Below are 26,154 nucleotides of genomic sequence, written 5' to 3'. Positions count from 1 at the left end.
AATCAAACATACCTTTTGGTATTGCGAATTCAGACTGAAATCACGTAGTTTCTGACCGCGGTGGAGGAGACCTGCATGTCATCGACTGAATACCTGGACTGGCGGTCCGTAGAGGCCGCCGACAATCTTGTTGCCCTATTCGAAGACCGTGCAGTTCGGCATCCGGAGCGACTGTTGATCGCAGACAATGCAATTCGGCTCAGCTGGGGTGACATGGTGCGCGCGGTTCGCGGCTTTGGCGCGATGTATGGCGATCACGTTCAAGACCGAGACGTCGCAATCTTCATGCGCAACAGCGCGGCCTTCCTGACAGCATATCTTGGCGTTTTGTTCAGCGGTGGGCGAGCCGCTCTCTTCAACGCAGCCATGCCCCGCGTGTCCGGTGCGCGGCTCATGGAGGATCTTGGCCCTGCCTTGATTCTGTCGGATCACGAACTGGATTTCGCGCCCGATGCGCGGATCATAGATGCGGCCACGCTCAGGGACTGGATCCAAACCGAAACGAATGCTCATAGCCGCTGCGGCGCGGGTGATGCTCCGTCCACATACTTTTTTTCGGGTGGCACAACAGGCACGCCCAAACGCATCCTCTATTCCCAGCAGCAGGTGATTTCCGCCGGCGCACGCATGCAGTGCGGATGGCCATTGCGCGACGGCGAGATCTTTCTGCCCATTGCGCCGTTCAGTCACATCTACGGCTATTTAGCCGGGATTTGCTCGCCGCTTCAATGCGGTGGCGGATCCATCGTGCCGGACGGATTCCATCCTGCAGCGGTTCTGGACCAGATCGAAAACGAGAAAGTAACTGTGCTCGGCGGCGGACCTCCGGCGATTTATCAGGCGATGATGGCCGACTCCAAGCTGAAGCAGCGGGATATCAGCTCGCTCCGCGTCTGCCCCGGTGGCGGTGCGTCTTTCCCACTGGAAGTGCATCGTCGCTGGAAGGACCTGACGGGCCTGACCATCTATGAAGGCTATGGCATGACCGAGATGGCCCCGATTTCGGTCAATACCGAGATCAACGGAAATCGTCCGGGAACTGTCGGGAAGCCGATGCCAGACACCTTCATCGAGGTTGTCGATCTCGAACACGGTGAGACCATCTTGCCCGCCGGCGAGGCAGGGGAGATCCGCATCAAAGGTCCGCACATGATGCGCGGTTACTGCAACAACGACGCAGAGACCGCGATCGTTCTGCGCAATGGCTGGGTGTATACCGGCGATATCGGCGTGCTGGATCAGGACGGATTCCTGAGCATCACCGATCGCAAGAAGGACATGATCCTGCATAAAGGGTTCAACGTGTTTCCTCGTGAGGTCGAGGAGGCGCTGTTTTCGCACCCTGCGGTTACGGGGGTCAGCGTTGTTGGCGCACCGGACGCGCGTGCCGGTGAGATCGTTGTCGCCTATGTCACCTTCGCAGACGGACAAAGCGCCAGTGACGAGGACCTGCGCAGCGTGTGCCGCCAGTATCTCGTGGACTACAAGATGCCCCATCGGATCGAGGTTCTCGAGATGTTGCCGCTGACGCCAGCCGGCAAGGTTGACCGTTCCGCGCTACGCGCCCGTGCGCAGGCAGATGCCGAGCAGGTCTAAGCCGATTTCAACACCTCCGCACCGCGCAGGTCTGCGCCGGCTGCCAGAATGCGTGATAAAGGACCCATCATGACCGCAAGAGAAAAGATCGCTGCGCTGAAGTCGAGGCTGCGTCTGCCGATGATCGCAGCACCGATGTTTCTGGTCTCCGGCCCTGATCTGGTCATCGCATCCGCGAAGGCAGGTATTCTGGGGGCGTTTCCTGGCCCAAACGGGCGCACGATAGACGACTTGCGCGGTTGGTTTGAACGCATCCACGAAGAGCTTGGACCGGAAGGCCTTCCCTTTGCGTTCAACATGATCACCCATAACAGTTACGGTCGTTTCGATGATGAGATCGCTTTGGTACAAGAGTTCAAGCCCGAGATCGTCATCACCGCTCTTGGCGGCCCGCACCGTGTAACCGAGGCGGTGCAGTCCTACGGAGGCCTCGTTTTCGCCGATGTGAACAGCTCCACCTATGCCCGCAAGGCGGTCGAAAAAGGTGCCGATGGCCTTGTGCTTGTTTGCGCCGGCGCTGGCGGTCACACAGGTCATTATGCGATGGCTCCTTTTCTCGATGAGGTGCGTCAGTTCTTTGACGGGCCCATTGCCGTCGGCGGCGGGATTTCCACCGGCGCGGGGGTGCTGGCGGTCGAAACGCTCGGGGCGGATCTGGCCTATGTCGGCACGCGCTTCCTGACAGCAGAGGAAAACCTGATCGGCCACGACTACCGTCAAATGGTGATCAACAGTGGGATCGAGGACCTGATCACCTCAAAGGCGATCACCGGCGCGCTTGGGGTCTGGATGAAAGCCTCTATCGAAGCGGCGGGCATGAATCTGGAAGACATGAAGGGCGAGGCCAAGATCGATTTCTCGGGCGATATGCACGAGGGAACAAAAGCTTGGAAGACCGTCTGGAGTGCAGGGCAGGGCTGCGGTGTCATCGACCGCGTCGAGCCGACCGCTGCAATCGTCGAGCGTTTCCAGCGGGAATACCAAGCCGCAGGCCGTGCGGTGGCAGACCGCTTTCGCTGAAGCGTCCCTGTTTCAGTCCGAGTGATCGGGCGCGGTGGTGATCCGCAGCGCCTGCTCGGCGAAATCTTCGGTCTGCACTCCACCAAGCGTTCCATGCAGGATCGAGTCGCCCATCAGCATGCAATAGGCCAGATATGCGCGCTTGCGGGCCTCGGGATCGGAATAGCCCATGTCTCGATAGAGCTTGGTGATGTATTCGAAGCGTATTTGATCAACCTCGTGCACCGCTTTGCGCGGCAGGTCCACCCGCCTTGCCCAATCACGGATCGCCGTCTCGACCTGTGCCGAAGCAGGCGAGTTCTTGCGGCGGGGCAGGGTGAACAGGCGCTTCATCCGGCCACGGGGATCGTCGCCGGAACTGGACACGGACTGGATGACATTCATCGTCATGCGCCGCCGCCAGTGGTCCAGCATGGCCACCAGCAAATCGTTCCGTGTCGCGAAGTGCCAGTAAAAGCTGCCTTTCGTGACGCCCAACATCTTGCAGAGTGCATCAATGCGTATGCCACGAACATTCTCGTCACCGAGGATTTTGACGGCGGCGTCCACCCAGTCCTGCTCTGTGAGGGGGCTGTCCTTGCGCCGCTGTGTCGGCCGGCGGCGGACAGGTGATTTGGCAGAGCCGGTCATTGCGTTTTCCCGATATGTCCTTGCGATTGTTTACTGTGTTGCCCGGTGGACGTGAAGTTCTAAGGCACTGTCACTGGCCCAAATCGCGATTGAACAGTACCCTAGGGTATTGCATAAACGCGGCCGACCGAACTTGGTCCGCACGGGTTCGCAGCTGACGGGGAGGACTGCCATGACAATCACTCAGCAAGAGCGGGAAATCATTCGCGACATCTTCAAGATGGTGGAAAACAAGACGACGCATATGCTTCCGGAGGTCATGGAAAATCCGATCGAGCGGTACAATTCGGCAGAGCGTGTGCAGATGGAAATCGACACCCTCTTTCGCAAGTTTCCCCTGATCCTTGGCCATGTGTCTGACCTCGCCGAGCCGGGTGATTTCTTCACGCATGACACGACCGGCGTGCCGATCCTCGTGACACGGGCCCAAGACGGCGAGGTCAAGGCATTCCTGAATGTCTGCCGCCATCGCGGAGCGCGTGTCGAAAACAAACCCTGCGGAAAGGCGCGTACCTTCTCCTGTCCTTACCACTCATGGACCTACGGGTTGGACGGCAAGCTTCGCGGACTCCCGCAGCCCGAAGGGTTTGAAGGTGTCGACCGCTCCGAACTGGGTCTGGTATCTTTGCCGGCATGGGAGCGCTTCGGACTGATCTGGGTCATGCCGTCCGTTCCCGACCACGAGGTGGATATCGACGCATGGCTTGCGCCCATGGCCGAACAGGTGAACGGTCTCGACCTTGGCAACAACTTCGTCTTCCGCAAATGGGAACTGCATAAGAAGATGAACTGGCGCATTCTGCTGGAAGGGTTCCAAGAGAGCTACCACTTCTGCCACGCCCATCGCGACACCGCGTGCGCGGGGTACCTGGACAACCAGAGCGTCCATCTGAATTTCGACCCGCACGTGCGCCATGCCTTGCCGCAGCCCAATATCGAGGAACTGCGCGACAAACCTGAAGAGGAATGGGAGTACCGGAAGTACTTCATGACCCAGAATTATCTGTTCCCTGCCAATTTCGTGCAGGTCCAGAATGATCACGTCTACATCCATTTTGTGATCCCGACCGGTCCGGGAACATGTGTCTTCCAATGCATGATGCTGACGCCGGAAGAGCCCAAATCGGAAAAGGCGATCCGGTATTACACCAAGAACTACGACCTGATCCGCACGGTGTTCGAAGAGGATTTCGTGATTGGCGAGGGCATCCAGAAGGGTCTGAATTCCGGCGCGAACAGCCAATTCGTTTTCGGTAAATTCGAATGCGGACTTCACTTTGGCCAGAAGGCAATCGATGCAGCATTGCAGGGCAAGCTTGCGTTCTAATGCGTCTGCTCTGAAAGACAGCAAGCGGCGGCAGACACAAGGATCTCGGGGCAGCGTTCGTCGCGCATCATCGCTGCCCCGCTGCACGAGCCGTTTGATGCCAACGCAAATTCAAAAGCGGCTTGCATCGTGTGCTATCCGCGTTTTGCACGTAAAGCGCATGACGGTTGCCCCGTCGAACGTGACGAAGTCATCTTGAAGCTGCCTTGCGACTTTGCAAACGCAAGGCGCCACAACCGCGCAAATCACCCGGAGCGTGCCGTGGGGTCGGCACGCATCAAGAATCCAACCGCGCTTTCAGTATAGATGGCAGGCAACATGATGTCCGGCGGCAACTTCCTTGCTTTGAGGTGTCTTCTGCTTGCAGACGTCTGTCGCCATGGGGCAACGCGTGTGGAATACGCAACCTGCTGGCGGGTCGAGCGGCGAGGGTATTTCGCCTTTCAGCACAATCCGTTCCTTGCGTGCGCCGGGCTGTGTGATCGGCACCGACGACAGCAACGCCTGAGTATAGGGGTGTTTGGGTGCGGCGAACATGGCATCCGTTTCTGCCTGTTCGACCATTCGGCCCAGATACATGACCCCGATCCTGTCAGATATGTAACGCACGATGCTGATGTCGTGGGCGATGAACAGGTAGGTCAGTCCGAACTCGGCCTGCAACTGTTTGAGCAGGTTGATGATCTGCGACTGGATTGACACATCGAGTGCCGAGACGGGCTCGTCGCACACGATCAGCTTGGGATTGACCATCAAGGCACGGGCAATGCCGATACGCTGACGTTGCCCGCCCGAGAATTCGTGTGGAAAGCGATAGTAGTGTTCGGCCTGAAGGCCGACACGCGTGAGAATATCCAGCACCTTAGAGGTGCGTTCCGCCGGGGTGCCGATCCCGTGGATGACCAGCGGTTCTTCGAGGATCGCGCCGATGCGCTTGCGCGGGTTCAGCGAGGAAAACGGATCCTGGAAGACCATCTGCATGTCCTGCCGCATCCGCTTCAGCTGGGCTTCATCCATTTCAAAGACGTCCTGACCTTCGTAACGGGCTTCCCCTTCGGTCGGTTCGGTCAGGCGTAGGATCGTCCGGCCCAGCGTGCTTTTCCCGCAACCGGATTCACCGACCATCCCAAAGGTCTCACCCCGCCGCAGGGTGAAGGACACGTCGTTGACGGCCTTGACCTCCTGCACCGTGGTTCCGAGCGCACCGCGCACCGGGAAAAATTTCTTGAGCCCTTTGACATCCAGCAAGGGACGGTCTTCACGTGTGGTATCAGGCATCTGCATTGCCTTCCCGAAGTATCGTTTCAGCGTGCCAGCAGCGCACCTTTTGACTGTCACCGTGCTGTTCAAGCTCGGGCATGCGTGTGCGGCACAGATCATCCGCAAACGGGCAGCGCGGGGCAAAGCGGCAGCCCGCGGGGACGGAGTGGAGCGACGGCACCGTGCCCTCGATCACATGCAAGGGCTGCGAGCGATCGCAATCCATCTGCGCGATCGATTTCATCAGGCCTTGGGTGTAGGGGTGCAAGGGCCGGGCGAACAGACTGACCACGTCCGCTTCTTCGACGACCTGGCCCAGATACATGACGACAACGCGCGAACAGACTTCGGCCACGACGCCCAGATCATGGGTGATCAGGATTATTCCCATGTCCAGTTTTTCGTTGAGGTCCTCCATCAGCGCCATGATCTGCGCCTGAATGGTCACGTCCAGCGCCGTGGTCGGTTCATCGGCGATCAGCACCTTGGATTCACAGGCCAGCGCCATGGCGATCATCACCCGCTGTCGCATCCCGCCGGACAGTTCGTGCGGGTACTCGCCCATACGCTTTTCGGGGGCGGGGATACCGGTCAGTTTGAGCAACTCCAGAACGCGGGCATTCGCCTCGCGCCGCGAGACGTTCTTGTGGATGAGGATCGCCTCGGCGATCTGGTTGCCGATGGTGTAGACCGGGTTCAGCGAACTCAGGGGATCCTGAAAGATCATCGAGATATGGTTGCCGCGCACGGAGTGCATGGCGGCAGCCGGCAGCGAGAGCAGGTCCTGACCTTCAAACCAGACTTCGCCCTCGTGGGTCGTGTAGGTTTCATCAAAGAGCCGCAGGATCGATTGTGCGGTCGCGCTCTTGCCGCAGCCGGATTCGCCCACGACACCAAGAACCTCGCCCTTGCCAAGCGAAAAGGACACGCCGTCAACGGCCGTTACCTTGCCGCGTTCGGTTCGGAAACTTGTCCTGAGGTTTTTGACCTCCAGCACGGGCTTAGCCTGCATCGTCATGTCCTTCATTTCTTGCCCCGGCTTGAATGCGGGTCGAGCAAGTCGCGCAAGCCGTCGCCGAACAGGTTCAGCCCGATGATCGCCAGAACGATCGTCATCCCCGGGAAGAAGGTCATCCACCAGGCCTTGAAAATATAGGTCTTGCCGTCGGACAGGATGTTGCCCCAACTGGGTGCTGGGGGCGGTACGCCAGCGCCCAGAAAGCTCAGTGCCGCCTCGATAATGATCGCCTCGGCAAAGATGAAGGTTGCCTGCACGATCAGCGACGACAGGGTATTGGGCGCGATATGCAACCAGATGATCCGGGTGTTCGATGCCCCGAGGGCGCGGGTCGCCTCGACAAAGGTCTGTTCCTTCAGAGCCAGCGCCTCTGATCGGACGACGCGGGCGATATAGGGTGTGGCGACGATGCTTACTGCGATCACGACGTTCGACACACGCCCGCCAAGCGCGGCCATCAGGGCAAGTGCCAGCAGCAGGCCGGGGAACGCCATGATGCCATCCGCCACGCGCATCAGCACATGGTCGAGCCACTTGTAATAGCTGGAATAGATGCCGACGATCAGGCCAAGGAAGCTTGAGATGACGGCCACGGCAAAGCCCACGCCGATAGAGATTTGCGCACCGTAGACAATCCGGCTCAGCACATCGCGGCCAAGGTTGTCGGTTCCCATCCAGTGCGCGGCTGACGGACCCTTGAGCCGGTTGACTACGTCCATCTGATTGGGGTCGTAGGTCAGAAACAGGGGGCCAAACACCGCGACCAGTACGAGAAGCGCGATGATGACAAAGCCGATCACCAGCGAGCGGTTGGCCAGAACCTGCTGCATCAGGATGCGGTTCTGTTCCTTCTTGAGGGCCTTTTTGACCTGTTGAAGGTCGATATCCTGGGTCATGTCAGTCATCCGGGCGCCCTATTTCTTGCTGTCCAGACGGACTTGCGGATTGACGATGCCGTACAGCATATCGACTGCGAGATTGATGAAGACGAAGGCGAAGGTCACATACAGGACAGCGCCTTGCACAACGGCATAGTCTCGACGCATCACGGCGTTGACGATCAACTGCCCGATGCCGGGAATGGAAAAGATTGTCTCGACGATCGCCGTGCCGCCCATCAGCGACAGGAAGCTTTGTCCCATGACAGTAAGGATGGGCAGAAAGGCGTTGCGGAGGGCGTGCTTGTAGATGACCCAGCGCTCCTTGACCCCCTTGGCGCGTGCGGTCTTGATGTAGTTGGCATTCAGAACTTCCAGCATGGCCGAGCGGGTCATGCGGGCAATCAGCGCAGCATGTGCCGTTCCCAGGGCAAAAGCGGGCAGGATCAGGAATTTCAAATGCTCCCACAGCCCGGCGCTGAGCGGCTGATATCCCGCGACGGGAAGCCAACGCAGGGTGACGGAGAAGATCAGGATCAGGAACAGGCTGAGCAGGAAATTCGGGATCGACATGCCCAGTAGGGAAAACGCCATCACGGATTGGTCGGTCGCAGTGCCTTTGTGCCGGGCCGCGATGATGCCCATCGGGATGGCCAGCACCAGCGCGATCAATTCGGCCAGAATGCCCAACGAAATGGTCGGCCCAAGATGCGACAGGATCGCGCCCATCACCGTTTCATTCATGTAGAAGGATTCCCCCAGATCGCCGCGTAGCGCGTTGCCGATCCAACTGAAATACTGCTCGACCATTGGCCTGTTCAGGCCCAGCTGTTCGCGCAGGTTATCCACCTGTTCCTGTGAGGCTTCCTCGCCAAGGATCACGATCGCGGGGTCGCCCGGCGTCAGGTAGAGGATCAGGAAAACGATGGTCGAGACGATGAAGAGCACTGGCACAACAGAGAGCAAGCGCTTGATCAGATAGGATTTCATGGGCCGGGCTCTTGCTCTCTGAAGGGGGGCGGCAGGGTGCCAAAATGGACATGCCGCAGACGATGCACCGCTGCGGCACGCCAAGGGTCAAAGCGCTTATTGGGAAACGCTCACATTCCAGAAGATGCCCTGATCGAAGGTCGAGAACCCCTGTACCGTACTCTTGTTGAAGGCAGAGTAGCCGTAGGTGTCGCCGATCTTGGTGATCGGAAGGTATTCCCAAGACCGTTCATGCGCCGCGGGCCAAAGCGCCTTGGCCTCTTCTGCCGAGCCGTTTTGCATCTGCGCGACAAGGTCCAGTAGTTCCTTGTCATCGGTCCAGCCCCAGGATTTGGGGTTGAAGAAGATCCACTGTGTCGGGATCGGGTTCAGCGAGAAGGGCTGCACCGTGATGCTCCAGTTGCTCGGCTCGAGACGCTTCTGCGCATAGGTGGCAAAGTCGTAGGCTTCGACCTTGGCATTCATGCCAAGCCCCTGAAGCTGCGCCTGGATGATCAGCGCGGCGTTCTGGAATTCCGGAACACTGGCGGTAAGCAGGATCACTTCCTCACCGTTGTACCCTGCCTCGGCAAGCATCGCCTTGGCCTTTTCCTGATCGTTCTGGTTGGAATACTGCGAGCCCGCCTCGGTATACCAATCCGCTTGATCCGGCAGGTTGTAGCAGGAATTGAGTTCGAAGAATTCGGGGTTGGCATAGGCGCCCAACAGGATTTCCTCGTGGTTGATGCCCGTATTGACCGCTTGGCGCATCTTGACGTCCGCAAACACGCCTTCCTGCTTGTTGTAGTTCATCATCAGGAAGCCGAGATAGCTTTTGGCGATCCCCATGTTCGGATCGTTGGCGAAGCGGTCGAAATCGTCCGTCGACATGCGCATGGCGATGTCATACTGACCGCTTTGAAGGCCCGCCGCACGGGTGGCCGTGTCCTTGACGAAGTTGAAATAGATCTCGTCAACCAGCGCCTCTTTCTTGCCGGCAAAGCCAGAGGCGGGGGCGTCATGCGCCTGATAAGCCTCGTTCTTGACGATGTGCACGTATTGATCCTGCTTCCAGTCCACGAACTTGAAAGGGCCGGTGCCGACATAGTCCTTCACGCCCTTTTCATCAGCCGCATCGACCACTGATTTCGGCATGATGACAGCGGTGTTCCAAGATGCCAGCACGTGCAGCGTGTCGACCTTGGCTTCGGGCATGGTCAGCACGACGGTGTAGTCGTCCGACGCCTCGAAGGTGCTTCCCTCAAAGAAACCACGCGCACGCGAGTTGACTTGCGTCCAACGGTTCATCGAAGCAACCACGTCCTCGGCGGTCATTTCCGTCCCGTCGTGGAACATCACGCCCTGGCGCAGCTTGAAGGTAATGGTCTTGCGGTCGTCGCTGGTCTCGATGCTCTCCGCGAGGTACGGGACCGGCTGGTAGTCTCCGTTCAGCGTGACCAGCGTTTCGTAAAAGGTCCGGCTCAGTTCGCGGGTGTAAAGCGTTGTCGACATCTGCGCGTCAAGCGAGTTGGGCTGGCTGTCATAGCCAACCGTCAGAGTGCCGCCATTGGCATTGGCCTCGGCGCCGAAGGTCAGCGCCGTAGCAGTGACCAGCGCACCGAACATATTTCGGTACTTCGCATTCATTGTGGGTCTCCTCCCATTGTGTCGTCCTCGGGCCGCACTTGACGTGCCAATGCAGCCTCGAACTCGTGTCGAAAGCGGCGTTCCTCTCAGCTTGCCGCTTTCATGTCCTCAAACAGCTTGATCCGATGGTCGATGAACGCCTCCCAGACCGAGGGGTCATGGAAAGGTGTGAAGTCCAGCCGGTCCTCGCCGATTTTCTCGAACATCCCCAGATGGCTGGGGTGCAACGCGACGGCGATGTCCACTTTGCGGCCGCGCAACTTGTGCAGGCTGGCCAGATAGTCGTCCTGCAGCGATTTTGGCTGGCCGTATTCCTCGAAATAGGCATCCGTTACGCTGCCCAGACCAACGCCGCCATGCAGCCCGACGACGAAGCTCTTGCCGTTCTCGTCGCGGTCCTCGATGAACATCGAGGTGGTGCCAGCCGTGTGGCCCGGTGTGTGGACGGTGTGGACGGTCACGTGCCCCAACGTGATCGGCTTGTTGTCGGCGTAATACTCGTCGATCTCGAACTCGCCACAGGCATAGCCCAAAGTGAATTGAAGTTCCGGCTGTTCGGTCAGCATGTATTCGTCTTCCTTGGGGAAGAAGACCTTGGCACCGGTATATTCCGCAATCGGGCGGACCCCGCCGTGATGATCGTAATGGCCGTGTGTGACGAGGATCATCTTGATGTCACGCGGGTCGAAGCCCAGCTGCCTGATGCTCTCCAGAAGCAGGTAGATCTGCGCGTGCATGGTCGTGTCGATCAGCATCAGCCCTTCATCGGTTCGGATCAGATAGCCACCAACCCAGTTGTTCCCGACATAATAAACGTTCGGCGACACGCGAAACGGCGCGATTTCCACCTCCCAAGGCCGATCACACCCCTGAACGAGGTACTCTTGGGGGGACTTGGGTTTGGGGTAGGTTTTTCCCGCCATTGTCTGCGGCGTCCTTTTCTGACTGGGTTCACGGCTTCGCTCGAAACAGTGATGATATGTCTCTTTCGCTCTTGTGCGGTCGCTCCGGGCAAACCACAGCGCCTGCCCAAATCCTTGTTCCAAGTTACGCAGTGCTGCCATTCTGTCTGGGCAAGATGCATCGTGATGGCATTTCGGGTTCCGCCGAACGGATGCCCCGAGTCAGGCAACCCCGGCACGATTGCCCGATCTTGTGACACTTTATTGATTATGCATCCTAATGCTATATCGCAATTTTAATGCTTAGATGAAGAATTTCTTCATATTCTCCACCGCAAGACTGGTTCGATGCGACGCGCAAATCTGAATTGGAGCCGTTTGCGCTTCTCTTCAGCAAGGAGGTTCAAAAGTGGGCTGGCCGAATTGGTTCAGCAGTTGTCAAGAACCGAGAAATGACCGGGTCCCGGGTCTTTCGCGATACACCAGTCGCTTCCATCGGCAGGCTTGTGAGGACCAGTGCAAAATTCGCAGTTTCCTGACTGCACTCGTCAGGTGCTGACAGGCGGTGCAGTCTCTGCACTGGGCAAAAAACGCCACTAGAGTTCATGGCGCTTTGGCCGCAGCGTCTGGCGCTCTCAACAAAAGTCAACTGGTGCGACCGGGAGATGCCTTCGCTGGAATTTGGCTTTCTCCATCTGTCAGGCGAGGGGTTATGGCCTGCAGGACGTCCCTTTTGAGTGCACAGATTCCGAAGCGCCAGTGGAATGTGGAATGAAGATGACGTGTCGAGACTGGATTTCTTGCTGTTTTGTCCTCAATAATTCTCAGGACGCGGCATAGCGCATCGAATCGATGCGCATAATCATGCATAATTTCCGGGGGTGAGTTTGAGCGATCCAAGTGACCTTCGCGCCAACGAGAAAGTGGTCGATCTGGCGCCAGCCTCGGATGCGGTCCTGCGCTTCATCGGCAGGGTCCGCACACCCTGGACGCACCGCGACGACTGTCCTCGGCAAGGGCGACATGACGGTCCCGAATGCCGCCTCGTGCTGGATTCGGTGTGGCACGATGCACTGAATGGGCTCGATGACTATCCGACGATTGAGGTGCTCTATTGGCTTGACAAGAGCCGCCGTGACTTGGTGTCGCAAAGCCCGAAGAGTGACGGGCGGACCGTCGGTACGTTCGCCTTGCGGTCACCGGTCCGGCCCAACCCGATCGGGACCTCGATCGTGAAGCTCGAAAGGATCGAGGCGGGCACGCTCGTTGTGCGCGGACTCGATTGCCTGGATGGAACACCTCTGATCGACATCAAGCCGGACCGCTGCGCGTTCACGCCGAAAGCTCCTCCGAAACCGGGTGACTCGCACATCCAAGACGACTGAACATGGGGGGGGCACAATGCGGACATTACGTGTCCTCGGAGCTGTTATGGGGCTGGCCATGACACCGGCCATGGCAGACGAGGTTTCGCTCTTTGCTGCAGGCAGCCTCAAAGCTGCGCTGTCGGATGTGTCCGAGGACTTTACCAGGACATACGGTATTCCGGTTTCGTCGACCTTCGGGCCGTCGGGACTCATGCGGGAGCGCATCGAAGCCGGAGAAACGGCCCACGTTTTCGCGTCGGCGAACATGCGCCACCCGAGAACACTTGAAGCTGCCGGAAACGGGGGACCGGTTGCCCTTTTTGCGCGCAATCGCCTGTGTGCACTGGCAAGACCGAAAGTTGCGGTCTCAACCGATACGCTGCTCGATGTCATTCTGTCGGACGATGTGCGTCTCGGTACATCGACACCGAAGGCGGACCCGTCCGGCGACTATGCATTCGAGCTTTTCGACAAGTCCGGGCATGCCGATGCGCTCAAGGCAAAAGCGTTGCAACTCACCGGGGGTGCGGACAGCGCCACACCACCCGAGGGCCGCAACGCCTATGCCTGGGTTCTGGACAGTGATCAGGCAGATGTCTTTCTGACCTACTGCACCAATGCGGTTCTGGCCCGGAAGGAGGTTCCCGAGCTTCAGATCGTTCAGGTGCCCGAAGCGGTGTCGGTCGGCGCGGATTACGGCTTGATCGTCCTTGATGGCGCATCTTCGGATGCCTGGAGGTTTGCGATGCACATCCTGTCCCCGGCCGGGCAATCCATACTCTCGGAATACGGTTTTGACGCCCCAGCCCTGCCGAAGGAGAACTGATATGCGACTTCTCGTACTGCTTCTTGCCATGCTTGCTTTGCCAGTTCAGGCGCGCGAAATCACGGACAGTGCCGGACGCGTTGTCGAGATCCCGGAGGAGGTGAACACCGTCTTCGCAGCGGGACCGCCGGCTTCCATCCTTGTCTACATCATGAAGCCGGAGGCGCTCACCGGGTGGCCGCGCGCACTGCGCCCGGAAGAACGGGACTATATTGCTGCGCCTTATCGCGACATTCCCGAGACCGGACGTCTGACAGGACGCGGTGGTGAGGCGAACCTTGAGCGGGTGCTGCAGATCCGGCCCGATCTCATCATCGATTTCGGTTCCGTGCGCGACACCTATGTCGATCTCGCCAACCGTGTGCAGGAGCAGACCGGTATTCCCTATATCCTGATCGACGGGCGGTTCGAGAACACACCCGCCGCACTGCGGCTGCTTGGCGAAGCGCTGGGCGTGCCGGAGCGGGGCGAGGCGCTGGCGGCGGATGTCGAAGCAACGTTCGCCCGGATCGACGCGATCCTCGATGACGTGCCCGAGGACGACCGGCCGCGCGTTTACCTTGCCCGTGGGCCAGAGGGGCTGGAGACGGGCATGAAGGGCTCGATCAACACCGAGATCATCGAACGCGCGGGCGGACGCAACGTGGCGGATGATGGGGGCGCCACACGCGGGTTGGTGCAGGCTTCGATGGAACAGGTGATCGTGGCCAACCCCGACACCATCGTGACGTGGGATCCGATCTTCTATGGCAAGGTCTTCGACGATCCGCTCTGGCAGGGGATCGACGCGGTGCGTGACGGGCGGGTCTATCTGTCGCCCACCGCGCCTTTCGGCTGGATCGACCGGCCGCCGTCGCTCAACCGGATGATGGGACTGATCTGGATGGCAGGTTTGCTCTATCCGGACAAATGGCAGGGCGATCTGCGCGAGGATACCCGTGACTTCTACAAGCTCTATTATCATGTTGATCTGAGCGACGAAGAACTTGAAAGGCTGCTCGAATGGGCCGAGGGACGACCGCCGCTGTAAGCCTTGGACGGCCCGTCCTGTCTCTGACGGGGGTTCTGACGGTGTGTCTCGCGGCGTTGGCCTTTGTCGCTGTGATGATCGGTCCCTTCGCGCTGTCGCCCAGTCAGACCGTGATGGCGCTCCTTGGGCAGGGCGACGCGCAGGCCGCAATCGTCGTCTGGAACATCCGCGTGCCGCGCGTTGCCGCCGCCCTTCTGGTCGGTGCGGCGCTGGCTGCTGCCGGGGCGAGCTATCAGGCGCTCTTTCGCAATCCGCTTGTCTCGCCCGACATCCTGGGGGTCTCGGCCGGTGCCGGGCTTGGTGCGGTGGCTGGCATTTTCCTGTCGCTGCCGGTCGCGGCCATTCAGGCGTCTGCGTTTGTCGGTGGTATGGCAGCGGTTGGCGTGGTGACCCTCGTGGCTTCGATGGTTCGCAATACGGACCGGACGCTGACGCTGGTGCTGATCGGCGTGGTGATCGGCGCGCTGGCGGGTGCTGCAACCTCTCTGCTCAAGGTCATGGCCGATCCCTATGACCAATTGCCCGCCATCACCTTTTGGCTCCTCGGCTCCCTTGCAGCGATCACCACCGAAGATATCCTGCCCGCCTTGCCGATGGTGTTCATCGGTCTGATCCCTCTGGCGCTTCTGCGCTGGCGGATCAACGTCCTCAGCCTTGGTGACGAAGAGGCTCGTGCGCTAGGGATCGAGGTGGGGCGCACGCGCTTTCTCGTCATCGCTGCGGCGACGCTGATCACGGCAAGCGTCACCGCTCTAGCAGGGGTTGTCGGCTGGGTCGGCCTTGTCATCCCCCATATCGCGCGGATGCTGGTCGGGCCGGGTTTCGGGCGGCTTCTGCCGGTCGCGGTGTTGATCGGGGCGGGCTACCTGCTCATTGTCGATACGCTGGCCCGCACCATCGCCCAGGTCGAGGTGCCTCTGGGTATTCTGACCGCCGTGATCGGTGCACCATTCTTCGTCTGGTTGTTGGCGCGCGGCCGCCGTGGGTGGGCGTGATGCTCGAGGCCCGCGACCTTGCCATCGGATATGGTGCCACCGAAATCGGTGTGGGTTTGAGCCTTTCCGTCAACGCTGGGGATATCCTCTGCCTGCTTGGCCCGAACGGTTGCGGCAAGACCACGTTGTTCCGCACGCTCCTTGGCCTGCTGCCCGCATTGTCCGGAGAGGTTCTGCTTGGGGGCACACCGATTGCGGCACAAAGGCGGGCCGAAATCGCGCGCCAGATTGCGTATGTTCCGCAGGCGCATGCGCCGCCTTTTCCGTTCGCGGCGCTGGAGGTGGTGTTGATGGGCCGCACCGCGCGACTGGGCGCGTTCGGACAACCCGGGCAGCGTGACCGCGACGCGGCAATGCGGGCGCTGCAACAACTGGGCATCGGAGATCTCGCACATCGGGATTATTCGCGCCTGTCGGGGGGGCAGCGGCAGCTTGTCTTGATCGCGCGCGCCCTTGCGCAGGACGCGACGTTGATCGTCATGGATGAGCCGACGGCAAGTCTGGACTTCGGCAATCAGGCGCAGGTGCTGGCGCAGGTTGCCGCTTTGGTCTCGGGCGCTGCAGCCGAAGGGCGTGGCGTGATCCTGTCAACGCATGATCCGGATCAGGCCTTTGCGCTGGATGCCCGGGTTCTATTGATGAAGGACGGCAGACCCCATGCCGACGGGACGGCTGATGACGTTCTGACTGCGACCAATCTCAGCCATGTGTACGGGTTGCCGGTCAGCGTCGAAACCACGGGCTCCGGCCGCAAGGTCTGCCTTCCGTCACTCGGGCGTCAGTCTGCCCCGACGATGACGTCCGAAGCCTTCACGATGGCATAGGCTGTCTTGCCGACGTCCAGTCCCAGCTCTTCAACCGAGGCGTTGGTGATCATCGCCGTCACCGTGGCGCCGCCGCCGAGATCGATCTGAACGGTGGAATTGACGGCCCCCTTGTCGATGGCCGTGATTGTGCCGGGCAGTTTGTTGCGTGCGCTGAGTTTCATTGCGTCCCCACTCACAAGTTTGAAGTTCGCGGGACAGTAAACAGGAAATTGTCAGCGCGCTGAAGACCGAACCGTATTGAGATCAATAATTCGTGTCCGAATGACTGACGAACATGCGCCGAGGACAGTCTTGCAAAAATCTCGATCGGGCGACATATCCACGCCATGGCTGGGATCAGACTCATCTGCGCGCTCCTGTTGGCTCTGGTGTCCGGGCCGGGACTTGCGCAAGCCGAAGATGCGCCACGTGTGCCGGGCTCCTGGGCCGAGATCAGCCTGTCCTTTGCCCCGCTCGTCAAGGAAGCCGCGCCTGCGGTGGTAAATATCTATGCGCGGCGCGTGGTTCAGGCGCGCCGCAGCCCGTTCGACGGGGATCCTTTTTTCGGTGGCCTCTTCCGCGACTTCGGCGCGCCGCGTCCGCGTGTCCAGAATTCCCTGGGATCGGGTGTGATTGTCTCTGCTGACGGGTTCGTGGTGTCGAACTATCACGTCGTGGGACAGGCGGATGACATCCGCGTTGTGCTGAATGACCGCCGCGAATACCAGGCGCGGGTGCTCATCGGGGACGAAGAGGCGGACCTTGCGATCCTCAAGGTTGACGCCGAGGACATGCCCTTTCTGCCACTTCGCGACAGCGACACGGTAGAGGTCGGCGAACTGGTTCTGGCCATCGGCAACCCGTTCGGTGTCGGGCAGACCGTTTCGTCGGGGATCGTTTCTGGATTGGCGCGCTCGGGCACGGCGACCGGTACAGGACGCGGCTATTTCATTCAAACCGACGCGCCCATCAATCCGGGCAACTCGGGCGGTGCGCTGATTGATGTCGCGGGTCGGATGATCGGGATCAACACATCGATCCTGACCCGCTCCGGTGGATCGAACGGGATCGGCTTTGCCATTCCGGCAGCCCTTGTCGCGCAGTTTCTTGAACAGGCTCGATCAGGCAAGACCGTGTTCGAACGTCCATGGGCCGGAGCCACGGGTCAGCCAGTCGATGCGGATCTCTCGGACGGGCTCGGTCTTTTGCGACCTGAAGGCGTGATCATCACGGCCCTGCACCCCGCGAGTCCGCTTGCGGCGGCGGGCATCGCGGTTGGCGACGTGGTTGTCGAGGTTGCTGGAAAGCCGGTCAATACTCCGGCGGAAATGCTGTTCCGCATGTCCGTGCAAGGGTTGGGAAAAACGGTCGAGATGGCCTATCTGCGCAATGGCGACGTGTTGCGCTCTTCTGTTGCCCTGATTGCGCCCCCCGATGATCCGCCGTCCGAGCGGCGCGTTCTGGGAGAGCGCGATATTCTCGTCGGTCTTGAAATCGCGCGGATCAATCCCGCTGTGAGCAATGACCTTGGTTTGCCGCTCACGAAAGACGGGATCGTCGTGCTTCAACCCGGTCCGCTGGGGCGGCGGGTCGGATTGCAGACCGGCGACGTGATCCGCCGGGTGAACCGATTTGTGATCCAGTCACCTGCGGATGTCGGCCCGGCGCTTCGTCAGGCCGCGCCCAATGTTCAGATCGAGGCAGAACGCGATGGCCAGCGCCTGATCCTGCGGTTCCGGGCCTGACGGTGGCGGATCTTTTCGATACGGGCGATGCGGCGTCCGAGGCGCCGCGTCCCCTGGCCGACAGGCTGCGACCGCGCAAACTGTCCGAGGTGATCGGCCAGTCTCAGGTCATCGGTCCCGAAGCACCCCTGACCGTGATGCTCGAGGCAGGGAGCCTCGGGTCGGTCATCTTCTGGGGGCCGCCGGGAGTGGGCAAGACCACCATCGCGCGTCTGCTTGCTGATGAGACCGATCTGCATTTCGTGCAGATCAGCGCGATTTTCTCGGGTGTGCCTGAACTGCGCAAGGTGTTCGATGCGGCCAAACAGCGGCGCAAGGCGGGGCAGGGGACGCTGTTGTTCGTCGACGAAATCCACCGCTTCAACAAGGCGCAGCAGGACGGGTTTCTGCCGCATATGGAGGACGGGACCATCCTTCTGGTCGGTGCCACCACCGAGAACCCGTCCTTCGAGCTGAACGCCGCTCTGTTGAGCCGCGCGCAGGTTCTCGTTCTGGAACGGCTTGATCCGGCTGATCTGGAACGGCTGGCGGAACGGGCCGAGGTCGAACTCGGGCGCACCCTGCCGCTGGACGGTGCGGCGCGGGAGAACCTGCTCGACATGGCGGATGGCGACGGGCGCGCGCTGCTCAATCTCGTGGAACAGGTGATGGCCTGGCACGTGGACACGCCGCTTGACAGCGCGGCGCTGAGCCAAAGGTTGATGAAGCGTGCCGCACAGTATGACAAATCGGGTGACGCGCATTACAATCTGATTTCAGCCCTGCACAAATCCGTGCGCGGCTCTGACCCGGACGCGGCGCTGTACTGGTTTGCCCGGATGCTCGATGCCGGTGAAGACCCGCGCTATCTTGCCCGGCGTATCACCCGCATGGCGGTCGAGGATATCGGTCTGGCCGATCCACAGGCGCAGGCTGTGTGCCTGCAAAGCTGGGAGACCTTCGAACGCCTGGGCAGCCCGGAGGGCGAGCTCGCGATCGCGCAGGCGCTGGTCTATATCGCACTCGCGCCGAAATCGAACGCGGTCTACGTGGCCTACAAAGGGGCACGGGCCGCCGCCAAGAAGACAGGATCGCTGGTTCCCCCAAAGCATATCCTGAACGCGCCGACCAAGCTGATGAAGGATCAGGGATACTCGGCCGGATATGCCTATGACCACGATGCGGAAGATGGCTTTTCCGGTCAGGATTACTTTCCCGAATCCATGGGTCGAACGGATTTTTATGCGCCGGTCGAGCGCGGGTTCGAACGTGATCTCAAAAAGCGGATCGAGTATTTTGCCCGGCTGCGCGCCAAGCGAAACGTCTGATCAGCCCCGGACACGAATCCAGGTGCCCATGCCGCCCTGATGATGGGCCAGCATATGACAATGGAACAGCCAGTCGCCCGGATTATGGGCCTGGAATGCGATTTCCCGGGTGTCCCTCGGATTGATCAGGATCGTATCGCGCAGGGGGCCAAGGGTTCCATCGCCAAGAACCTCTGCGAAATGCATCCCGTGCAGATGCATTGCATGGGGAAATGCCGTGTTGTTTGCCATGCCGATCCGGACGCTTTCGCCAACAGACACGTCGATCAGAGGTGTCTCGGGTCGACCGGCAACGCCGTTCAACGCCCAGAACAGGCCGCGCCCGGCCAGTTCGCGGGCGTCCAGCTCTTCGCCATCGACACGCGCGGCGCGCATGCCGCTCATGGCGCCGCCTTCGATCAACACGGTTGCGGTGCGGGCGGTGGCAAGGTCGATGGGGAATTCCGGATTGGGGGGCAGCACGACGCTGGACCCGCGGCTGGCCCGGGAGGGTCCGGACACCGGGAAATGGGCGATGGCATAACCGCCGTCGCGTTCGAAGGTGATCAGGAACGCCTCTTCGTCATCCGTCGTCACATCGACGATCAGGTCGATCCGTTGGGCTGGCGCCAGGACCAGCTCGTCCGGCAGCGATTGCGGCGCGGCCAGCGGCATCCCGTCCAGCGCCACGATGGCGCCTTCGAAGCCTTGCAGACCCAACGTGAAGACCCGTGCATTGGCGGCGCTGATGAGGCGAAGGCGCAGTCGCTCGCCACGTTTGACGGGGAAGGATGGATCGATCTGCCCGTTGGCCAGCCACAGATTGCCGATGCGCCCGGCGTGGCTCAGGTCATGAAAATTGTCGAAGCTGGCGACTGTGCCGTCCTGCTCGAGGCGGATGTCATCGACGATCAGGGCGATGTCCTGATCCACGTCCGGCGGGTCGGTCTCGTCGATGATCAGTGGCCCGTAGAGGCCGCGTTCGATCTGTTCCATGCTCTTGGCATGGCTGTGATACCAATAGGTTCCGGCATCGGGCAGGGCGAAGTCATAGTCGAATGTGCCACCCACGGGGATCGGTGCCTGCGTCAGGCCAGGTACCCCGTCCATCCTGTTGTCAAGCCGCAGACCGTGCCAATGCACTGCCGTCGGTTGGGGCAGGGCGTTCTCAACCGTCACGGCAAGCCGCTCGCCCTGCCGGGCGCGCAGAAGCGGGCCGGGAAAGGCTGCGTCAAAACTCCAGAGTTCGGTGTCGGGGTAGCCCGAGGGCAGGATTTGCTGCCGATGCTGTGCGGCCAGCAGCCGCGTGGCAGTGGATTGCGCAAAACCACTGTGCGTAAAGAGGCTCACTGCGGCAAGGCTGCCCAGAAACGCTCGACGCTGCATGTCTTCTCCTCCGAGGATGTTGCGTCAACACTAGCGGGCAAAGGCCAATGCGCAATGGGCATTGCTTGACATCCCAGAGGCTCCGCGCGACAGAGCCTGCATGGTGACAACCCTTTCTCTTGTGGCGCTTGGCGGTGCGATCGGTGCCGCGCTTCGGTATCTGACCGGGTTGGGACTCCTGCGCCTGATCGGTCAGGGCGACTTTCCGGTCGCGATCCTGACGGTGAATATCGTGGGCTCTTTCCTGATGGGTGTTTTCGTTGCAGCGGCGGCGCATCGTGGGCTGACGCATCTGTCGCCCTTCGTCATGACAGGCCTTCTTGGTGGGTTCACGACCTTCTCTGCCTTTTCGCTGGAAACCATGACCCTGATCGAGCGCGGGCAGGTCGGGTCGGCCATGCTGTATGTTGCGCTTTCGGTCGCCCTGTCCGTCGGTGGGCTGGCGCTGGGCCTCGGGCTGGCACGGAGTATCTTTGCATGAGCCAAGTTCAGATCATCACCGTCGGGCCGGGGGACTCGGATCAGCGCCTTGATCGCTGGCTGAAGCGGCTCTTCCCGCATCTGGCTCAGGGCCGCATCGAAAAGATGTGCCGCAAGGGTGAAGTGCGGGTCGATGGCGGGCGCGTGAAGGCAAGCACGCGGCTTGCGACCGGGCAGGAAGTGCGCATCCCGCCGCTTCCTCAGCCGGGAGAGGTGCAGTCGCGCGCCAAACCTGCCGTGTCGGACAAGGACGCAGAGATGATGAAATCGCTGGTGCTTTACCGCGACGATCACATCATCGCGCTCAACAAACCGCCGGGTCTTCCGACGCAGGGCGGCAGCAAGCAGACACGCCATGTCGATGGATTGGCAGAGGCCCTGACCTTTGGTCTCGACGAAAAGCCGCGGCTGGTCCACAGGCTCGACAAGGACACGTCCGGCGTTCTGCTTCTGGCGCGCACCCGGGCAGTGGCAGGGGCCCTGACCGAAGCCTTCCGTGCCCGCGAGACCCGCAAGGTTTACTGGGCCGCTGTCGCCGGTGTGCCGTTTCCGCAGATGGGCACGATCAAGTTCGGGCTTGTCAAGGCTCCGGGACACGGATCGGGTGGCGAAAACGAGAAGATGCGCGCGGTGCATCCCCGAGACGTGCCCACCACCGAGGGCGCGAAACACGCGACCACGGACTATGCCGTTCTCAGTGCGCTCGCCAAACGGGCGGCCTGGGTGGCGATGGTTCCGATCACGGGGCGGACGCATCAGCTGCGCGCGCACATGGCCGAGCTGGGCCATCCGATCATCGGGGATGGGAAATATGGCGGGTCCGGGCAGGAAAACCTGGGCGATGGCTGGGGCGCGATGCTTGGCGGCGCGATCAGTCGCAAACTGCATCTTCATGCGCGGTCGATCTCGTTCAAGCATCCCGTGACAGGCGCCCGTCTGACCGTGACGGCCCCGTTGCCCGAACACATGGAGCGGACTTGGGATTTCCTGCAATGGGATGCCCGCGATGTGCCCGCAGACCCGTTCGAGGATGTGGAGTGATGCCGGAACAGCTGCGGCTGGTGGTGTTCGATGTCGACGGCACGTTGGTGGACAGCCGCGCCCATATCGTGGAGGCCGTCTGCGCCGCCTTTGCCGCACATGATCTGCCAGAACCGACGCGCGAAGCGGTCCTGCATGGCGTCGGTCTGTCTTTGCCCGAATACATGGCGCAGCTGGTGCCAGACCAGCCCGAGGCAGTGCATGCAGCACTTGCGGACACCTATCGCGCGGAGTCGTTGGCGCGTCACGATGCGGCAAGCCCCGAGGCCAAGGCCATCCTCTTTCCGGGCATGCGCGATGTCCTCGATGTCCTGCATGCCGAAGACCACACGCTTCTTGCAACGGCAACGGGCATGTCGCGGCGGGGTCTGGACCGCATCATCGCGCAGCATGGCCTTGAACGGTACTTTCAGTCCACACAGGTTGCCGACACGCATCCGTCCAAGCCGCATCCCTCGATGCTCTTTGCCGCGTTGTCCGAGACTGGCGTGATGTCGCAGCATGCGGTGATGATCGGTGATACCAGCTATGACATCCGCATGGCCAAAGCGGCAGGTGTCCGCGCCATCGGTGTCACCTGGGGCAACCATCCGGCAGAGCATCTGTCCGACGCCGATCATATCGTGGACACCGCGGATGACCTGTTGACCACGCTGACCCGCTTGAGCGAGGAACCCGCATGACCGAATGGGCCCCGAAACGATTCTGGACCTCTGCCGAAGCACGCGCCACGGACCAAGGCTTCGGCGTGGCGCTGGACGGCCGCCCGGTGCGCACACCGGCCAAGACCGTGCTGTCCGTCCCGAGCGAAGCCCTCGCGGCGAGAATCGCCCAGGAATTCGACGCGCAGACCGACCGCATCGACCCACGGACCATGCCGTTCACGCGCACCGCGAATGCGGCCATCGACAAGGTGATGATCCAGCATGCCGAGGTTGCCGACATGCTTGCCGATTACGGTGACAGCGATCTTCTGTGTTACCGCGCAGATGCGCCGGACGAACTTGTGGATCGCCAGAAGGCCAATTGGGACCCGCTTCTGGACTGGGCGGAAACCGAACTGGGTGTCCGGCTCGAAACACGGGTCGGCATCATGCACGCTGCTCAGGACCCCGCCGCCGTTGCGCATTTGCGCCGCCAAGTGCATGAAATGACGGCATTCGAACTGGCCGCGTTCCACGATCTCGTGGCGATCAGCGGGTCCTTGATCATCGGTTTCGCGGCCAAGGCCGGTGCCAAACCGATCGAAGAGCTTTGGACGGCATCGCGCGTTGACGAGCTTTGGCAGCAGGAGCAATGGGGCGAGGACGAAGAGGCCATGGAGATGGCCGAATACAAGAAGGCCGCCTTTTTGCACGCCAGCGAATTCATGCGATTGTTGAACGGGCAGTTGCCCGATTGACGCTCGGTAAACTTGGGTCCTGTGATCAAAAAATAGGCTATGCGGCTTGACCTCCGCGAATGAATCCTCGCAAAATCGGCCTCATCGCGAGTGGGGGGTTCCCTACTTTCGTCGTATGGGCGCTTATGCGCTCGTCAGAAACCGCGCTTTCAGGCGTGGGCAAAACAGGAAGAGGTAAACATGAAAAAAATTGCAATTCTTGGCGCTATGACCGTTGCTGGCCTGTCGGCTGGCGTTGCGTCGGCTGCCACGCTTGACGACGTGAAGGCACGCGGCAAGCTGAACTGCGGCGTGACGACCGGTCTTGTCGGTTTTGCAGCGCCGAATGCGAACGGCGAATGGGAAGGCTTCGACGTCGGCGTGTGCCGGGCAGTCGCAGCGGCCGTTCTGGGCGATCCGACCGCGGTGGAATTCGTTCCGACCACGGGCAAAACACGCTTTACCGCTCTTGCGTCCGGTGAGATCGATCTGCTTGCACGCAACACCACCTGGACCTTCTCGCGCGATGTCGATCTCGGCTTCGAATTCGTCGGCATCAACTACTATGACGGTCAGGGCTTCATGGTTCCGAAAGAACTGGGTGTGTCCTCGGCGAAAGAGCTTGATGGCGCAACCGTCTGCATCCAGACGGGCACCACGACTGAGCTGAACCTCGCGGACTTCTTCCGTGCCAACAACATCAGCTATGAGCCGGTTCCGATCGAGACGAACGCCGAAGCACAGCCGCTCTATCTCGAAGGTGCGTGCGACGTGTACACGACCGACGCGTCGGGCCTTGCCGCAACACGCGCTGCATTTGAAAACCCGGGCGACCACGTCGTTCTGCCGGAAATCATCTCCAAGGAGCCACTTGGTCCGCTCGTCCGGCACGGCGACAACCAGTGGGGCGACATCGCGCGCTGGACCCTGAACGCGCTGATCGCCGCCGAAGAGCTGGGCGTGACCTCGGCGAATGTGGCCGAACTCGCGGCAGCGCCGGGCAGCAACCCGGAAATCAACCGTCTGCTGGGCACAGAAGGCACGCTTGGCGCGATGCTGGGCCTCGAAGCTGACTGGGCCGTCAAAGCGATCATGGCTGGCGGCAACTACGGTGAACTCTTCGAGAAGAACATCGGTGAGAATACACCGATCGGTCTGGCGCGCGGTCTGAACGCGCAGTGGACCGAAGGCGGCCTGCTCTACAGCCCGCCCTTCCGCTAAGACCGGGACTACGGAAAAGGGCGCGGGTCACTCCGCGCCCTTTTTCAAATCAAACAAAAAGCCTTCGGATCAGGCAGTAGAGCGCGTCAAGCGCCGCCAAGAGAATCCGGAAAAACAGGGATAACACAATGTCCACGATTTCAGACCCACCGTCGGGGTCGTTTCAGCTGTCGATGCTGATCAACGACACGCGCTACCGGTCCTATACGTTTCAATTCATCGCGCTGATCCTGCTCATCCTGGCCTTCGCCTATCTGGGCTATAATCTGCTGGCAAACCTGCAGGCCGCCGGACTGAACATCTCCTACCAGTTTCTGGGCGAGCCTGCCGGGTACGACATCAACCAGACACTGATCCCCTACACCAGCCAATCGACCCATTGGCGCGCCTCCCTTGTCGGGGTGCTGAACACGCTGCTGGTCGCCTTCCTTGGATGCATCATGGCCACCATTATCGGTGTGCTGGTGGGTGTTCTCAGGCTGAGCAACAACTGGCTTGTCCGGCAGTTGATGTCGATCTACGTCGAGATTTTCCGAAACGTTCCGGTTCTGATCTGGATCCTGATCATCATGGCGATCTTCATCGCCGTCCTGCCGCAGCCCCGCGATTTCCGGGGTGATGATGCCACGGCCTCGATGGTGTTCGGCATGTTCGCCTTCACCGGCCGTGGGTTCTATACCCCTGCGCCGATCTTTGGTGCGGGCTCGGGTGTTGTGGTTGCCGTGTTCCTTGCGTCGATTGCGGGGATCTTTGCATTCCGCCGGTATGCCAAGAAGGCGCTTTACGACCGGGGGCAGTTGATCCCGACGCTCTGGCCGTCGCTGGCGATCTTTTTCATCCCGACGATCCTCGCCTATTTCATCATGGGTCGTCCCATCTCGCTCGAATATCCCGAGCTTGCCGGCTTCAACTTTCAGGGCGGCATCTTCATGCGCAACTCCCTGATCGCACTCTGGTTCGCCCTGTCCATCTATACCGCCGCCTTCATCGCGGAAAACGTGCGTGCCGGTATCCTCGCGGTGAGCAAAGGGCAGACCGAGGCCGCCGCCTCGCTGGGGCTGCGCCCGGGCCGGATCATGAACCTCGTCATCCTGCCGCAGGCACTCCGGGTGATCATCCCGCCGCTGATTTCGCAGTACCTGAACCTGACCAAGAACTCGTCGTTGGCGATCGCCGTGGGGTATATGGACCTGACCGGCACGCTGGGAGGGATCACGCTCAACCAGACCGGCCGTGCGATCGAGGCGATCTTCCTGCTCATGCTGTTCTACCTCGCCATCTCGCTTGCGATCTCGGCGATCATGAACGTCTACAACAACGCCGTGAAACTGAAGGAGCGCTGA

Annotated in this window: 25 protein-coding genes; 16 read left to right on the top strand and 9 right to left on the bottom strand. The window is 60.7% G+C overall.

Features of this window, described 5'->3' with window-relative positions; all coding sequences use genetic code 11:
• Positions 1-75 precede the first annotated feature (75 nt).
• Both MRY75_RS05645 and MRY75_RS05640 read left to right on the top strand, forming a co-directional pair.
• Positions 76-1,596, top strand: a complete 1,521-nt coding sequence (locus MRY75_RS05645; RefSeq protein ID WP_292306166.1) for an AMP-binding protein — start codon at positions 76-78, stop codon at positions 1,594-1,596.
• 69 nt (positions 1,597-1,665) lie between these two features.
• On the top strand, positions 1,666-2,616 hold the full coding sequence (locus MRY75_RS05640) for a nitronate monooxygenase (protein ID WP_292306165.1): 951 nt from the start codon (positions 1,666-1,668) through the stop codon (positions 2,614-2,616).
• A gap of 12 nt (positions 2,617-2,628) precedes the next feature.
• On the opposite strand, the gene MRY75_RS05635 is transcribed toward MRY75_RS05640, so the two are convergent.
• On the bottom strand, positions 2,629-3,246 hold the full coding sequence (locus MRY75_RS05635) for a TetR/AcrR family transcriptional regulator (RefSeq protein WP_292306164.1): 618 nt from the start codon (positions 3,244-3,246) through the stop codon (positions 2,629-2,631).
• Between the two features lie 172 nt (positions 3,247-3,418).
• Here MRY75_RS05635 and MRY75_RS05630 point away from each other — a divergent pair, with 172 nt between their 5' ends.
• The gene (locus tag MRY75_RS05630; RefSeq protein WP_292306163.1) at positions 3,419-4,573 is read left to right on the top strand and encodes an SRPBCC family protein; all 1,155 of its coding nucleotides are present in this window, start codon (positions 3,419-3,421) and stop codon (positions 4,571-4,573) included.
• A 297-nt stretch (positions 4,574-4,870) separates the two neighbouring features.
• Here MRY75_RS05630 and MRY75_RS05625 read toward each other — a convergent pair whose 3' ends face one another.
• The 6 genes from MRY75_RS05625 to MRY75_RS05600 all read right to left on the bottom strand — a co-directional run bounded on the left by MRY75_RS05625 (position 4,871) and on the right by MRY75_RS05600 (position 11,268).
• A complete protein-coding gene (locus MRY75_RS05625; RefSeq protein WP_292306162.1) occupies positions 4,871-5,851 on the bottom strand; it encodes an ABC transporter ATP-binding protein in 981 nt (326 codons plus the stop codon).
• The gene (locus MRY75_RS05620) at positions 5,844-6,851 is read right to left on the bottom strand and encodes an ABC transporter ATP-binding protein (RefSeq protein WP_292306161.1); all 1,008 of its coding nucleotides are present in this window, start codon (positions 6,849-6,851) and stop codon (positions 5,844-5,846) included. Before MRY75_RS05620 ends, MRY75_RS05625 begins: the two co-directional genes overlap by 8 nt.
• A 5-nt stretch (positions 6,852-6,856) precedes the next feature.
• Complete coding sequence (locus tag MRY75_RS05615; RefSeq protein WP_292306160.1) at positions 6,857-7,756, bottom strand: ABC transporter permease; 900 nt, start codon at positions 7,754-7,756, stop codon at positions 6,857-6,859.
• Between the two features lie 9 nt (positions 7,757-7,765).
• Positions 7,766-8,719 carry an ABC transporter permease gene (locus tag MRY75_RS05610; protein ID WP_292306159.1) on the bottom strand — a complete coding sequence of 318 codons (954 nt, stop codon included), beginning with the start codon at positions 8,717-8,719 and terminating at the stop codon, positions 7,766-7,768.
• Positions 8,720-8,815: 96 nt separating this feature from the next.
• Positions 8,816-10,345 carry an ABC transporter substrate-binding protein gene (locus tag MRY75_RS05605; RefSeq protein WP_292306158.1) on the bottom strand — a complete coding sequence of 510 codons (1,530 nt, stop codon included), beginning with the start codon at positions 10,343-10,345 and terminating at the stop codon, positions 8,816-8,818.
• 86 nt (positions 10,346-10,431) lie between these two features.
• Positions 10,432-11,268 (bottom strand): MBL fold metallo-hydrolase, encoded by an 837-nt coding sequence (locus MRY75_RS05600; protein WP_292306157.1) that lies wholly within the window; start codon positions 11,266-11,268, stop codon positions 10,432-10,434.
• Between the two features lie 866 nt (positions 11,269-12,134).
• Between MRY75_RS05600 and tsaA the strand changes: the two genes are divergently transcribed.
• From tsaA to MRY75_RS05575, 5 genes are read left to right on the top strand one after another with little or no spacing between them, the layout of a single operon-like run.
• On the top strand, positions 12,135-12,632 hold the full coding sequence (gene tsaA, locus MRY75_RS05595; RefSeq protein ID WP_292306156.1) for a tRNA (N6-threonylcarbamoyladenosine(37)-N6)-methyltransferase TrmO: 498 nt from the start codon (positions 12,135-12,137) through the stop codon (positions 12,630-12,632).
• Positions 12,633-12,648: 16 nt separating this feature from the next.
• A complete protein-coding gene (locus MRY75_RS05590; RefSeq protein ID WP_292306155.1) occupies positions 12,649-13,440 on the top strand; it encodes a molybdate ABC transporter substrate-binding protein in 792 nt (263 codons plus the stop codon).
• 1 nt (position 13,441) lies between these two features.
• Positions 13,442-14,470 carry an iron ABC transporter substrate-binding protein gene (locus tag MRY75_RS05585; RefSeq protein WP_292306154.1) on the top strand — a complete coding sequence of 343 codons (1,029 nt, stop codon included), beginning with the start codon at positions 13,442-13,444 and terminating at the stop codon, positions 14,468-14,470.
• On the top strand, positions 14,443-15,465 hold the full coding sequence (locus tag MRY75_RS05580; RefSeq protein WP_292306153.1) for an iron ABC transporter permease: 1,023 nt from the start codon (positions 14,443-14,445) through the stop codon (positions 15,463-15,465). Before MRY75_RS05585 ends, MRY75_RS05580 begins: the two co-directional genes overlap by 28 nt.
• Positions 15,465-16,289, top strand: coding sequence for an ABC transporter ATP-binding protein (locus MRY75_RS05575; RefSeq protein WP_292306152.1), 825 nt, complete (start codon positions 15,465-15,467; stop codon positions 16,287-16,289). The genes MRY75_RS05580 and MRY75_RS05575 overlap by 1 nt, the downstream gene beginning before the upstream one ends.
• On the opposite strand, the gene MRY75_RS05570 is transcribed toward MRY75_RS05575, so the two are convergent.
• Positions 16,244-16,453 carry a TOBE domain-containing protein gene (locus tag MRY75_RS05570; RefSeq protein ID WP_292306151.1) on the bottom strand — a complete coding sequence of 70 codons (210 nt, stop codon included), beginning with the start codon at positions 16,451-16,453 and terminating at the stop codon, positions 16,244-16,246. The two genes, MRY75_RS05575 and MRY75_RS05570, sit on opposite strands and share 46 nt — an antisense overlap.
• A gap of 165 nt (positions 16,454-16,618) precedes the next feature.
• Between MRY75_RS05570 and MRY75_RS05565 the strand changes: the two genes are divergently transcribed.
• Entirely contained in the window at positions 16,619-18,016 is a 1,398-nt protein-coding gene (locus MRY75_RS05565) for a trypsin-like peptidase domain-containing protein (protein WP_292306150.1), read from the top strand.
• A gap of 2 nt (positions 18,017-18,018) precedes the next feature.
• Positions 18,019-19,323 carry a replication-associated recombination protein A gene (locus tag MRY75_RS05560; protein WP_292306149.1) on the top strand — a complete coding sequence of 435 codons (1,305 nt, stop codon included), beginning with the start codon at positions 18,019-18,021 and terminating at the stop codon, positions 19,321-19,323.
• On the opposite strand, the gene MRY75_RS05555 is transcribed toward MRY75_RS05560, so the two are convergent.
• Positions 19,324-20,688, bottom strand: coding sequence for a multicopper oxidase family protein (locus MRY75_RS05555; RefSeq protein ID WP_292306148.1), 1,365 nt, complete (start codon positions 20,686-20,688; stop codon positions 19,324-19,326). It abuts the gene before it with no gap.
• 100 nt (positions 20,689-20,788) lie between these two features.
• Here MRY75_RS05555 and crcB point away from each other — a divergent pair, with 100 nt between their 5' ends.
• The 6 genes from crcB to MRY75_RS05525 all read left to right on the top strand — a co-directional run bounded on the left by crcB (position 20,789) and on the right by MRY75_RS05525 (position 26,154).
• The gene (gene crcB / locus MRY75_RS05550) at positions 20,789-21,169 is read left to right on the top strand and encodes a fluoride efflux transporter CrcB (protein WP_292306147.1); all 381 of its coding nucleotides are present in this window, start codon (positions 20,789-20,791) and stop codon (positions 21,167-21,169) included.
• Positions 21,166-22,209 (top strand): RluA family pseudouridine synthase, encoded by a 1,044-nt coding sequence (locus tag MRY75_RS05545; protein ID WP_292306146.1) that lies wholly within the window; start codon positions 21,166-21,168, stop codon positions 22,207-22,209. Before crcB ends, MRY75_RS05545 begins: the two co-directional genes overlap by 4 nt.
• Positions 22,209-22,892, top strand: coding sequence for an HAD-IA family hydrolase (locus MRY75_RS05540; RefSeq protein WP_292306145.1), 684 nt, complete (start codon positions 22,209-22,211; stop codon positions 22,890-22,892). Before MRY75_RS05545 ends, MRY75_RS05540 begins: the two co-directional genes overlap by 1 nt.
• On the top strand, positions 22,889-23,611 hold the full coding sequence (locus MRY75_RS05535; RefSeq protein WP_292306144.1) for an ATP12 family chaperone protein: 723 nt from the start codon (positions 22,889-22,891) through the stop codon (positions 23,609-23,611). The genes MRY75_RS05540 and MRY75_RS05535 overlap by 4 nt, the downstream gene beginning before the upstream one ends.
• Positions 23,612-23,791: 180 nt before the next feature.
• Entirely contained in the window at positions 23,792-24,811 is a 1,020-nt protein-coding gene (locus MRY75_RS05530; RefSeq protein ID WP_292306143.1) for an amino acid ABC transporter substrate-binding protein, read from the top strand.
• A gap of 128 nt (positions 24,812-24,939) precedes the next feature.
• Entirely contained in the window at positions 24,940-26,154 is a 1,215-nt protein-coding gene (locus MRY75_RS05525; protein ID WP_292306142.1) for an ABC transporter permease subunit, read from the top strand.

This window comes from Marivita sp., assembly GCF_022763305.1.
In the GTDB taxonomy this organism is placed as follows: Bacteria; Pseudomonadota; Alphaproteobacteria; order Rhodobacterales; family Rhodobacteraceae; genus Marivita.
Note: the sequence above shows the minus strand (reverse complement) of the source record. Positions and strands in the feature narration are given on the sequence as shown.